Annotated in this window: 10 protein-coding genes and 1 pseudogene; 6 read left to right on the top strand and 5 right to left on the bottom strand. The window is 63.9% G+C overall.

Annotated elements, in window-relative coordinates; translation table 11 throughout:
* Positions 1-12: 12 nt before the first annotated feature.
* From U5771_RS31585 to U5771_RS31575, 3 genes are all read left to right on the top strand, one after another.
* Complete coding sequence (locus U5771_RS31585) at positions 13-1482, top strand: aldehyde dehydrogenase (RefSeq protein WP_322027561.1); 1470 nt, start codon at positions 13-15, stop codon at positions 1480-1482.
* 113 nt (positions 1483-1595) lie between these two features.
* Complete coding sequence (locus U5771_RS31580; RefSeq protein ID WP_322027560.1) at positions 1596-3008, top strand: purine-cytosine permease family protein; 1413 nt, start codon at positions 1596-1598, stop codon at positions 3006-3008.
* A gap of 15 nt (positions 3009-3023) precedes the next feature.
* Positions 3024-3413, top strand: coding sequence for a carboxymuconolactone decarboxylase family protein (locus U5771_RS31575; protein ID WP_322027559.1), 390 nt, complete (start codon positions 3024-3026; stop codon positions 3411-3413).
* Positions 3414-3733: 320 nt separating this feature from the next.
* Here the strand turns inward: U5771_RS31575 and U5771_RS31570 are convergent.
* The 5 genes and pseudogenes from U5771_RS31570 to U5771_RS31550 all read right to left on the bottom strand — a co-directional run.
* Positions 3734-4368, bottom strand: a pseudogene (locus U5771_RS31570) (IS256 family transposase); the annotation flags it as partial.
* A gap of 228 nt (positions 4369-4596) precedes the next feature.
* Complete coding sequence (locus tag U5771_RS31565) at positions 4597-5643, bottom strand: helix-turn-helix domain-containing protein (RefSeq protein ID WP_415859454.1); 1047 nt, start codon at positions 5641-5643, stop codon at positions 4597-4599.
* Between the two features lie 179 nt (positions 5644-5822).
* Entirely contained in the window at positions 5823-7349 is a 1527-nt protein-coding gene (locus tag U5771_RS31560; RefSeq protein ID WP_322027557.1) for an amidase, read from the bottom strand.
* Positions 7350-7402: 53 nt separating this feature from the next.
* Positions 7403-8461, bottom strand: coding sequence for a phenylacetaldoxime dehydratase family protein (locus U5771_RS31555; RefSeq protein ID WP_322027556.1), 1059 nt, complete (start codon positions 8459-8461; stop codon positions 7403-7405).
* A gap of 80 nt (positions 8462-8541) precedes the next feature.
* Positions 8542-9435: a transporter gene (locus U5771_RS31550; RefSeq protein WP_322027555.1), complete on the bottom strand. Its 894-nt coding sequence runs from the start codon at positions 9433-9435 to the stop codon at positions 8542-8544.
* Between the two features lie 552 nt (positions 9436-9987).
* Between U5771_RS31550 and nthA the strand changes: the two genes are divergently transcribed.
* From nthA to U5771_RS31535, 3 genes are read left to right on the top strand one after another with little or no spacing between them, the layout of a single operon-like run.
* Positions 9988-10587, top strand: a complete 600-nt coding sequence (gene nthA / locus U5771_RS31545; RefSeq protein ID WP_322027554.1) for a nitrile hydratase subunit alpha — start codon at positions 9988-9990, stop codon at positions 10585-10587.
* Positions 10588-10631: 44 nt separating this feature from the next.
* A complete protein-coding gene (gene nthB / locus U5771_RS31540; protein WP_322027553.1) occupies positions 10632-11330 on the top strand; it encodes a nitrile hydratase subunit beta in 699 nt (232 codons plus the stop codon).
* The gene (locus tag U5771_RS31535; protein ID WP_322027552.1) at positions 11327-12586 is read left to right on the top strand and encodes a GTP-binding protein; all 1260 of its coding nucleotides are present in this window, start codon (positions 11327-11329) and stop codon (positions 12584-12586) included. Before nthB ends, U5771_RS31535 begins: the two co-directional genes overlap by 4 nt.
* The last annotated feature ends 74 nt before the right edge of the window (positions 12587-12660 follow it).

Raw genomic sequence — 12660 nt, 5'->3', positions numbered from 1 at the left:
GGTCCTGATGCCATGAATGCGCACTTTCAGCTGTATATCGACGGGCAGTTCGAGCCCGGCGCCGCGACCTTCGGCAGCATCAATCCCGCGACCGGCGCGGTGTGGGCGCAGATGCCGGAAGCGCGGACCGACGAGGTCAATCGTGCCGTGGCGGCGGCCGGCCGCGCGTTGACCGAGCCGGCCTGGGCGGGGCTTTCGGCGTCGGCGCGCGGCAAGCTGCTGTACCGGCTCGCCGATCTCGTCGAACGGGCTGCGCCGCGGCTCGCTGAAATCGAAACGAACGACACCGGCAAGATCATCCGGGAAACGTCGAGCCAGATCGCGTATGTCGCCGAGTATTACCGCTACTACGCGGGCATCGCCGACAAGCTCGAAGGCAGCAGCATCCCCGTCGACAAACCCGACATGCAGGTGTGGCTCGAGCGGCAGCCGGTCGGCGTGGTCGCCGCGATCGTGCCCTGGAACAGCCAGCTGTTCCTGTCCGCGGTCAAGGTCGGCCCGGCGCTCGCGGCCGGCTGCACGGTGGTGCTCAAGGCGTCCGAGGAAGCGCCGGGGCCGTTGCTGGAGTTCGCGCGCCTCGTGCACGAGGCCGGGTTTCCGCCGGGCGTCGTCAACGTCATCACCGGCTTCGGCCCGGAATGCGGCGCGGTGCTGAGCAGCCATCCGGGCGTGGACAAGGTCGCGTTCACCGGCGGCCCCGAGACCGCGCGTCACATCGTGCGCAACACGGCCAGCAATCTCGCGAAGGTATCGCTGGAACTCGGCGGCAAGTCGCCATTCATCGTGTTCGCCGATACCGATATCCAGAGCGCGGTGAATGCGCAGGTCGCCGCGATCTTCGCGGCGAGCGGCCAGAGCTGCGTCGCGGGTTCGCGCCTGCTGATCGAGGCTTCCGTCAAGGCGCGGTTCCTTGCGTTGCTGGTCGAGCGTGTATCGCGCATTCGCGTGGGTTCGCCCAACGAGCGGGACACGGAGTACGGCCCGCTGTGTACCGAGCGCCAGCTTCGCCACATCGAGGCGGTTGTCGCGAGTTCGGTGCGCCAGGGTGCAAAGGTGCTCGCCGGCGGAAAGAAGCTGGCGCGCGACGGGTACTACTATGCGCCGACGATCCTCGACTGCACCGGTGTCGCCCATGCCGACAGCATCACGACGGAACTGTTCGGCCCGGTGCTGTCGGTCGACACGTTCGAAACTGAGCAGGAAGCGATCGAGAAGGCGAACAGTACCGTCTACGGCCTCGCCGCCGGCATTTTCACGACCAACCTCACGCGCGCGCATCGCGTGTCGAAGCGGGTGCGCGCCGGCATCGTGTGGATCAACACCTATCGGGCCGTGTCGCCGCTCGTGCCGTTCGGCGGCTTCGGCCTGTCCGGGCACGGCCGTGAAGGCGGCCTGAGCGCCGCGCTCGAATATACGACGACGAAATCCGTGTGGCTGCGCACGTCGGACGATCCGATCAGCGACCCGTTCGTGATGCGTTGAGCGGGCCGGCATTCGCCTGAAGTACCGACTCGAGGCCGCACGGGCCATGCCGCGTCGAACCGCGCACATGGCGCGGCATGGTCCGGCAATAACGATGGAGACAGCGAGACGACATGAAGCAAGCGGAAAACAATAACGGTGTTCTGGCGATCGAAAGCAATTCGATCGAGTATGTTCCTCCGGAGGCGCGGCACGGCAAGCCGTCCGACCTCTTCACCCTGTGGTTCTGCACGAACGTCGCGCCGCTGGCCGTGATCTCGGGCGCCACGTCGGTGCTGGTGTTCCACCTCGACCTGGTGAGCGCGATTTTCGCGATCGCGGCCGGGCAATGCTTCGGCGCGATTTTCCATGCGCTCACCTCCGCGCAGGGGCCGCTGGTCGGCGTGCCGCAGATGATCCAGAGCCGCGCGCAGTTCGGCCGATACGGGTCGCTGCTGGTGGTGGGATTCACCACGCTGATCTACCTCGGCTTCTTCGTGTCGAACATCATTCTCGCGGGCAAGACGCTCCACACGGCGGCGCCCGCGGTGCCCGTGCCGGTCGCGACCGTCATCGGCGCGGTGCTCGCGACGCTGGTCGGCGTGATCGGCTGCCACTTCATTCATCGCTTCAACAAGATCGGCGCATGGTTCATGGGCGGCGCGCTGCTGATCGGCATCGCGCTGATGGCGCCGGGCCTCGACGCGCGGATCTTCGAGCAGGGCCATTTCGATCTGGCGAACTGGTTCGCGATGTTCGGGCTGTGCGCGATCTGGCAGATCAGCTTCGCCCCTTACACGTCCGACTATTCTCGCTATCTGCCGGCTTCCACCGGATTCGGGAAGACCTTTGCATCCACGTATTTCGGCACGTCGCTGGGCACGATCTTCGCGTTCCTGTTCGGCGTGCTCGCCGTCAGCACCGGGCATTCGACCGACGCGATGCAGGCGATCCGCGAGCAGACCGGCGCATTCGGCTACGTGCTGATCTTCCTGTTCCTCGTCAACATCATCGGCCACAACGGGATGAACCTGTATGGCGCGGTGCTGTCGTTCATCACCGCCGCGCAGACGTTCCGGCCGCACTGGGTGCCCGGCCGCAACGTGCGCGTCGTCGTGTCGGCGGTGCTGCTGGTGGCGTCGACCGCGACTGCGCTATGGGCGTCGAGCAACTTCATCTCGATCTTCCTCAACGCGATCTTCGCGCTACGCATCGTGCTGGCGCCGTGGATCGCGATCAACCTGATCGACTTCTACCTGGTCAACCACCGCCACTACCGGGTCGCGGAAATCATCAGCAGCAACGGCGGCGTGTATGGGGCGTTCAACGTCAAGGCCATCGCGATCTACGTGTTCGGGATTGCGGTCCAGGTGCCGTTCATGGAGGAGCGCTTCTTCCACGGCCCGTGGGCATCGATTCTCGGCGGCGCGGACGTGTCGTGGATGGTGGGCCTCGTCGTCACCGCGCTGGTCTGCTATCTGTTCGCGTCGAAGGACGGTTCGCGTTCGCGCGGCCGGTGCCCAGCGGGCGCCGGGGCTTTGGAATAACCGAGGAATTGAATCATGAACGAAGACGATGCGCTGTTTCAGAAGGGATTGCCGATCCGCCGGGAAGTGCTCGGCCCCGAGTACGTCGATGCGTCGATGGAACAGGCCGACGCCTTCATGATGGCGTTCCAGCGCGCCACCACGGCATGGGCGTGGGGCTGGGCATGGGGCGACGAGACGCTCGACCGCAAGACCCGCAGCCTGCTCAATCTCGCGATGCTGACCGCGGCCGGCCATACCAACGAGCTCAAGCTGCACGTGAAGGGCGCGCTCAACAATGGCGTGAGCGTCGACGAAATCAAGGCGACGCTGCTGCACGCGACCGCTTATTCGGGCATCCCGCACGGGCTGAGTGCGTTCAAGGCCGCGCATGAAGTGCTGGTGGCTGAAGGTGCGTTGAAGTAAGCGACCTGCTTTCGAATATCCGGGCAGACGCCTTACCGGTGGACGAAGCAGTACGCGGGGCTGGAATTTGCCCGGGTCCGCGTACTGAAGCAACATTTCCCGTGCTCCAATCGACGCCGGCTGTAGGCGTTCACCGGAGCGCTAACCGCTGCGCATCTTTATTCCAGTATTTATTTCATACCGATGGCATAACCTTGAATCCTGCGGGCTCGCGTATCATCTTGTTCCGGACAAGGTAGTACGAGTTTGCGATCCAAGCTGCTCCGTTACTGAACCCAACACGGGGGTGTCAGGATTTCCGAGTTCAAGGCGGGTTGAGATCACACGGATGGTCGAACGAATCGATTCTCGTAAAGGATGGCGAACTGGTTCATAGCCGCCTTCCAGTCATGAGCAGCACGCCCCCAATCGGCAGTGATGTTGCGCAGTGCTAGCCAGATGAGCTTGGTGGCGGCCTCGTCGGTCGGGAAGTGTCCTCAAGTCTTGATGATCTTGCGCAGCTGCGAGTTGATGTTCTCGATGGCGTTCGTAACCGGCATGATATAGCCGGTGCCTTGCGAACCGCCGGCGGAAACGCGAAGAACGGAATCACTCGATCCCAGGCGTTGCGCCACGCCGCACTGACTGTCGGGAATTTCTGGCCCCATGGCCCTTCGGCAAAGGCATCGAGTTCTGCCTGAGCCGCCTCCGCGCTCGGTGCGCAGTAGATTGGGCGAATCACGGCGGCCAATCCTCGACGGTCTTTCCAGCCGGCGTAATCGAGGCTGTTGCGGATCAGGTGAACGATGCAGGTCTGCAGCGTGGTCGCCGGAAACACGGCAGCCAGCGCCTCGGGCATGCCCTTGAGGTCGTCGGTTACGGCGATCAGGATGTCGTGGACGCCACGTGTCTTGAGATCGTTGAACACCTTCATCCAGAACTTGGCGCCTTCGGTGCCTTCGATCCACAAGCCCAGAGGGGTATCAACAAGGTAAGCGCTTATGCGCTGCAAAGCATAAGCGCTTACCTTGTTCATGCCCCTATACGAGGACTGGCCGGGATTCGTTAAAAATCCGCCACACGGTAAAACGGGGCACTGGGGATCCAGCAGATAGTCCTGGGTGTTGGACTCGATATGCAGAACCGGTTGCGCAGGCCGTGCCCACACAATCTCACGTCGCGGCGCGCGGCCCGTACACACGCATCATCGGTCGTGTGGACGTGTCGCCGCCTGATTGCGCCATTCACGCGGCGATGTCTCGAAGCGCTCACGGAACGCGCGACTAAAATGCGACATGTCGTTAAACCCCCACCGCAACGCGATATCGGACACGCGCAGCAACGCGCACTGCGGATTCACGAGCTCCTCCGCGCAGCGTTCGAGCCGAAGATTCCATACGTAACGCATCAACGACGTGTTCTCGGCCTCGAATAGTTTGTTGATGTAACGGGACGAAATGCCGACCGCCTGCTCGATCATCTGCGGGTTCAGCTCAGGGTCGTGCAGGTGCTCGAGCAGATGCCGCTTCACGCGTGTCAGCGTTAGCGCCTTCATCCTTGATTGCGCGACATCGTTGCGCTGCGGGTTCCCAAGCGTCATCGCGATCAACGAGATCGCGGTATCCGACAACTGCAGCATCTCGTCCTCGGACACATGGCGGATCTGCGACGACATCTGCTCGAGGAAACCACGCATCACGCTGCCGACCCCCTGCGCGGTCGGAATCGGGCACGCGGTACGGTGCTCCATCCCGACGACGAGCTGGTTCAACGTCGTGCGCGGAATGCTGACGACGATCTCGCGCCACGACTGCCCGAACTGAAGGTGATGCGGGCGCGTCGCGTCGTAGATCGCGAAATCGCCCGGATGCAGCGTGACGATCTTGCCATCCTGCTCGACCGACTGGCTGCCCTCGAGCATCAGCACCGCGAAGTATTTGTCCTCGTATTCGCTGCGCGCCTGCCGATAGCGCCGGATCACCGCCTGCTCGCTCGCGTGAATATCCGAGATCCGTAGCTTGTCGCATTTGCGCTGCCGCACCTGTCCGAAGAAATCGGTCTTCTGCACGGCCGCGATCTGCACGTCGGCGAACAGGCGCAGGATCATCTCGCGCCAGAATTCGATGCGCTGACTGATCGAGCCGTCGGTTGCCACCTCGATCGACGAACTCGTCCACTCGAACGGGGCACCACCGGACACGACTTTCGGTACGGTGTCGCGCTCGGTGGGAATGATCGGTCGCATCGTCATGATCGTGCCCCAACATGGATAAGCGAACGGGGGATCCGGTAGTGTGCCCGTTCAAAAAGTCGTTGTCCAATCGGTCCGGCAGCTTACGTCGCGCCGCACGCCGGCGCGACGCCCGGCGCAGTGGCCCCGCGCGTTCGCGAAAGCCGTGCCGCCGGCCACGTCGACACGCCTCGCAGGCTTCAGGCGAGCGCCGTCTGCCGCCAGTCGGACGACTGTTCATACGCATACGCGCACCGATAGATCGTCGCCTCGTCGAAACGTCGGCCGACCAGTTGCAACCCGATCGGCAGATCCTCGGCAACCCCGCACGGCAGCGACATTGCCGGATGGCCGGACACGTCGAACGGCGCGGTGTTCGCGAGCATCTCGAACGCACGCGTCAGCGATTCCGACATCGTGCAGCCTGGTTCCGGCAGCTTCGACGCGCGCATCGGCACTGTCGGCATCAGCAAAAGATCGTACGCTTGCAGCACCGCGTCGTAATCCGCGCGCAGCCGCCGCGCTAGGTTCTGGCACTTCGCGTAATAACGCCCGCGATACCGGCTCGTGAAGTACTCGCCGAGCAGCATTGTCACCTTCACGGTGTCCGGCAATTCGTCGGCGCGCTCGCGCCAGCCCGCGTGGTGATCGATCATCCCTGTCACGTACAGGCCGCCCCAGTTGAAGCCGTGGCTGTTGCCCTTCATCATTTGCTGAGTCGCGCCCTCGGCCGCGATCGGCAACCAGATCGCGGTGCCCGTCGCATGCAGTGGCACGGATACCTCGTCGACACTCGCCCCGAGCTTGCGAAGCTGATGCGCGGCGAGCAGCACCGCCTCGTCGACGACGGATTCCGCATTCGCGAGACCGAACCCTTCACGCAGGATCCCGATCCGCAGCCCGGCAACGCCGTCGCGGATCGCGCCGAGGTAATCGGCGCGCGGCGGCAGCGCCTGCTGGCGCGGATCGAGTCCGTCGTAGCCGCCAATCACGTCGAGCAGCAGCGCATTGTCGAGTACGCTGTTGGTCATCGGTCCGAGATGGTCGACGGTCGCCTCGATCGGCATCACGCCGGTGTACGGGACGAGCCCGTGCGTTGGCTTCATCCCGTAGACGCCGCAATACGCGGACGGAATCCGCACCGAGCCGCCCTGGTCGCTGCCGAGCGCCATGTCGACCTCGCCGCTCGCGACCAGCGCGCCGCTGCCGGACGACGAGCCGCCCGACGAATGTCCGGCCTTGCGCGGGTTGTGCACCGGCCCGGACGCGCTCGTGTGCGAGCCGCCGGAAAAGCAATAATATTCACAAGTGGATTTGCCGGCGATCGTCGCGCCGGCATCGAGCATCCGCGTGACGACGGTCGCGTCGACGTCCGGCACGTAGCCCTCGAACGTGCTCGCGCCGTTACGCATCGGCACGCCGGCCACGCAGATGTTGTCCTTCACCGCGACGGTCCTGCCGTTCAGCCTGCCGTCGGGCGCACCGTGGATCGTGCTCTTCCTCGCCCACGCGCCGTAGCGGTTCTCGTCCCCTTCCGGGCGATAGCCAGGCGTCCGCGGATACGCGACGGCCGGCAGATAGTCGGGCAGCGCGTCGATCGCGTCGTACGCGTCGAAATTCGCCTGCAGCGCTTCGTCGTAATCGGCGAGCTGCCGTTGATCGACATGGAAGCCGAAACCGGCTGCGATGTCGGAAAGTTGTTCACGGGTAGGCCGCTTGATTGCCATCAACGTTCTCCAGATCGACAAGACGGCGCCGCGCATGCAGCGCCCGGGGCCATTCAGCGGGCGGCGGCGACGGCGTCGCGCATCATCCCGGTTTGCGGATGGCAATTCACGTATTCATAGACCTGATGTTTCGCGTCGAACACGGACACCTCGTGATAGAGCCTCAGCTTCGACAACCCGGCGACAACGCGGAAGAACGTGACGAAGATCCGCAGATGGGTCGGGTGAGATTCGGCCCAGCGTTCGAGCCGGTCGAGCGAACGCCAGTGCCCGATGTTGTAGCTCTCGTCGAGCAGGTTGCCGTCGGGATCGATCGACTGCACGTAGCGGTTGCTGTAACAGCCGATGCCGGCGCCGTTATCGCGCAGGAAGTCCATGCCCGCGCGCAGCGTCGGCTCGATTTCGTCGAGATACAGCCGACGCTCGTCGTTTTCGGTCGTGCGCCAGTCCTGCCCGGACCGGATCAGCGCAATGTTGTCGTGCGCATGGACGACGACGCGACCGCCCTTTGACGGATCGCCATGCGCAATCCGCAGTTCGCCGTCCGGCCGCATCCAGTCGACCTGCGAGATCGGAAAGCGGTCGCGCATTGATCCCCAGTAACCGTGTTCCTCGACCTCGCCGCTAACGCCGTCCATGATCGCGCCGACGCCCGGAAAATCGTCGGTGAACGCGTACAGCGTCTCGAACTGCTCCGCACGCGGCGCGACGATCTCGCGGAAATAGCCGATCCCGTCGGCGAGGCGCTCGTCGGCTGCCCACCATCCGGCGATCGCCGGCGACGCGAGCCAGCGCTCGTATGCAGCCGGGTCGCGCCAGTAGCCGACCGCGATCAGGTTGTCGTAGCCCTGGCTGTCGGTGTGCTGCGTCAGATCGTGATTCGCGGGGCCGTCCGCCTCACCGAAACCGGCGACGATCAGACGCAGCGCGGCGAGCGCAGTGGCACGCCGGTCGGCGCCGCGATACTGCACGCCGAAATAGCCCATCACGACCTGGTTCAGGTCCTCGGCCGCGCGCGCAACGTACATCGGGAACGGCGGCTGGTAGTCGTCGCCGACACGGCGCGACAGTGTGCGCGGGCAGACCAGGTGTTTGTCGATGGCGGATTCCATGAATGACCTCGCTCGAAATTGAATGGCATGTTGAAAAATCAAAGTCAAGGATGACGAGCCGGTGTGGCCCGGCCTTGGACTCAGAAGATGTGTGCGTAGCGCAAGCCGACGAGCAGGCTGTTCTTCGGCCCGTTGCGCACGCTCAGGTCGGTTCCGAGCTGGATCTGCACCTGGTCGGCTTTCGTCACGAACTTCGACGCGGTTACCCGCATCCGCGTTGTGCGCAGCGCGTCGTGGTTATCGATCCCGTCGACACTTGTCTCGCCGCCCCAGAATTGCGTGACGCCGAGCCCGAACGACGTGCCCGGATCCGGCATGTAGCGGACCATCGCCTGCGCGCTGTAGCTCATCCGCTGGTGCAGCGTCGCGCCGTTCGCGCCATAAGACGTGTTGTTGCCGTACCAGATCGCGTCGCCGACCAGATCAACCGCCCAGTGCGGTGAGAAGTGCTTCACATACGCGGCCTGAAAGTCGAGCGACACACGGTTCGCGCCGAAATTCAGACCGCGGTTCTGGTCATAGCTGCCGGTCGGCGCGTACAGGTACACGGTCGCGGCGACCACGTCCTTCGCGTCGTTCAGGCGAAACTTCAGCGGCGCGGTCAGGATCACGTCACCGACACCGGTCGTGCTGCCGAGTGCGCTCGCGTTGCCGAAGCCGCTGATATGACCGAACGGCAGCAGGATCTGCGGATCGATTGTCAGCCGGTCGGTCAGTTGGAACACGTGCAAGAGACGGGCTATGCCGACGTTCGACTGCAGGTCGAAATTCGACGTCTTGTTGCCGTTCGAATAGAACGCGTTCGTCGTCGAGTAGTTGTAGTACAGCACGCCGATGGTCGCGCCGGCCGGGTACTGCTCGTAGTCGCCCGGATCGACCTCGACCGCGCCCGCGTAGTGCGATGCGACCAGCATCAGCGATGCGCCGATCAAGCTCGCGATCCGCTTCAGTTTCGTTCTGTTGCCGTTGTCCATCACTCCCCTCACCTGGATGAGCAAACACCACCGCGCCCGACGTGCGAGGAACGTGCGCCGTTGCCGGGCGCCGGTATCGTGGTGTGCTGCGTGGTTTTTTCAGCGGCGCGTCGGCTGCGCCGCCGATTCGCGACAACCCGGCGGGGCATCGCTTGAGAGAGAGAATAGGAAGGCAAAATTTGCGGTTCTGTTTCCTGACGGAACAAGAAATTGGCTGTGACGGGTTTCCGCGCTCGGCGTCACGCGGCGGCCATACAACGCGTGTCGATCGCTCTCGTTTCGCGCCGACGCAACGCTCCGCCCGTCGCCACATGTACCCGCCGGCCGCGCTGTATACAGCCGGTCGAGCCGCCTCCTTCGCGACCTGCCCCCGAACACGCGTCCGGATCCGTCCCAACACAGTTTCCGATCCGTGCGGACAAAGAACCGCGCATTTTCTCTTCTTACCCTGTTCGTCGAGCGTGACCGGTGAAGACCGCGTCCCGCCACGGACACGGCAGCAGCATCGACACTGCGACGGTCATTCCGATCCACTACAAGGAGTCCCCACCAATGAGCGCGAACCCATCCGCGGAAACAACCTCGACACCGGGCGAACGCGCCTGGGCGCTGTTCCGGGTCATGAAGGAAAAGAACCTGATCCCCGACGGCTATATCGAAGGCCTGACGGAACTGATGTCGACGACCTGGGATCCGGCGAACGGCGCGCGCATCGTCGCGCGCGCGTGGGTCGATCCGGCATTCCGCGAGTTGCTACTGAAAGACGGCACCGCGGCGTGCGCACAGTTCGGCTACACCGGCCCGCAAGGCGAATACATCGTTGCACTCGAAGATACGCCGACGCTGAAGAACGTGATCGTCTGCAGCCTCTGCTCGTGCACGAACTGGCCGGTGCTCGGTCTGCCGCCCGAGTGGTACAAGGGATTCGAATACCGCGCGCGACTCGTTCGGGAAGGCCGCACGGTGCTGCGCGAACTCGGCACCGATCTGCCCGACGACGTCGTCGTGAAGGTCTGGGACACGACGGCCGAAAGCCGTTATCTCGTACTGCCGATGCGTCCGGAACGCAGCGAGCACATGAGCGAGGAAAAATTGCGGACGCTTGTCACGAAGGACGTTCTGATCGGTGTTGCGTTGCCGAGCGTCAGCTGATTCGTGCCGCCCTCTCCCATCGACATTCATTTCGGAGTACACACATGGACGGTTTTCACGACCTCGGCGGCTTCCAGGGCTTCGGCCGGGTTCCGCATTCGATCAACAGCCTCGGCTACAAACCGGTGTTCAAGGAAGACTGGGAACATCTCGCGTACAGCCTGATGTTCGTCGGCGTCGACCAGTTGAAAAAATTCAGCGTCGATGAGGTGCGGCACGCGGTCGAGCGGATCGACGTGCGCCAGCACATCGGCACGCGTTACTACGAGCGCTATGTAATCGCGACCGCGACACTGCTCGTCGAAACCGGCGTGCTTACGCAGGAAGAACTCGACCGCGAGCTCGGCTCGCGGTTCAGACTCGCGAATCCGCCGCATTCGCCGGGCCGCTCGACCCACGCCGGCTCGACGCGGTTCGAAGTCGGCGACCGTGTGATCGTCCGCGACGAATACGTGAGCGGGCACATCCGCGCACCGGGCTACGTGCGCGGAAAGGAAGGCATCGTGCTGCACCGGACGACCGAATCGTGGCCGTTTCCGGACACGATCGGTCACGGCGATACCAGCGCCGTGCATCAGCCGACCTATCACGTCGAATTTCGCGTGAAGGATCTGTGGGGCGATGCCGCGGACGACGGCTACGTGGTTGCCGATCTGTTCGAGGGCTATCTGGACCGCGCGCCGACACGCGCCGATGCCGCAGCCGCGCGAGGCGGAAAACACGCCGACGGTGTGCCAGCGTGAATACGCTCGAGCCGTCATTCGCGTCATCGCCCGAGCCGGACGATCCGGCCGCACGGATCCCGGTGACCGTGCTGTCCGGGTTCCTCGGCGCGGGGAAAACGACGCTGCTGAACCACATCCTGAGCAATCGGGCGGAGCTGAAGGTCGCGGTGATCGTCAATGACATGAGCGAAGTGAACATCGACGCGGACGACGTGCGACGGCACGTCGAATTGCATCGCGGCAAGGACGAGCTCGTCGAGATGAGCAACGGCTGCATCTGCTGCACGCTGCGCGCCGATCTGCTCGAGCAGATCAGCCTGCTCGCGCGGCAGCGACGCTTCGATTACCTGATGATCGAATCGACCGGCATCTCGGAGCCAATGCCGGTCGCGGAGACGTTCGCGTTTCTCGACCGGAACGGCTTCAGCCTCAGCGAGCTCGCACGGCTCGATACGCTCGTCACCGTCGTGAACGGCGAAACGTTCGAGGCGATGCTGGAGTCGACGGACCCGGTTGCGGCCGTCAACAATGACGACACCGTGCCGCGCAAGCTATCGGATCTGCTGATCGAGCAGGTCGAATACGCGAACGTGATCCTGGTCAGCCGGCTCGACCGGATCGGCGAAGCGGGTTTCGACCGGCTGCGCGCGGCGCTCGCCTTGCTGAATCCGTCCGCGCGGATACTGCCGATGGCGAACGGCAAAGTCGATCCGTCTGACGTGCTGAATACCCGCCGGTTCGATCTGCCGGCGCTCGCCGAATCGCCGGGTTGGATGCAGCGGATGCGGGCCGACGAGCATCCGTCGGAGTCGGAGATGTATGGGATCGCGTCATGGGTCTATCGCGAGCGAGCGCCGTTTCATCCAGCGCGTCTCCTGGCGTGGTTACATCAACCGTGGAGCAACGGGCGCCTGCTCCGCTGCAAGGGTTATGTCTGGACTGCGCATCGCCATGTCGATATCGGCATGCTGGTGCAGACCGGCGGGCGTTTTCAGTGGGGCTACGTCGGCCGCTGGTGGCGCTTCGTTCCGCAGCCGGACTGGCCGCGCGACGACTATCGTCGACAGGGCGTGCTCGACAAATGGCGGGAGCCGGTCGGCGATTGCCGACAGGAAATCGTGTTCATTGGACAGGCGATCGACCACGACAGGCTACGACAGGCGCTCGATGCGTGTCTGCTGACCGTTGCCGAAATCGAAGCGGGGCCAAACGAATGGGCCCATCTGCCGGGTGCCGATGCGTTCGATGCGGAGGCGCTCGCAGGATATGCATGACACCGGCGACGCCGGGCGTCACCGCTCGGCACGCCTCGAATCCGATCATCGATTTCGCATTCAAATCAGCAGCT

The sequence above is a fragment of the Burkholderia sp. BCC1977 genome (assembly GCF_905339595.1).
Taxonomy (GTDB): Bacteria; Pseudomonadota; Gammaproteobacteria; order Burkholderiales; family Burkholderiaceae; genus Burkholderia.
Note: the sequence above shows the minus strand (reverse complement) of the source record. Positions and strands in the feature narration are given on the sequence as shown.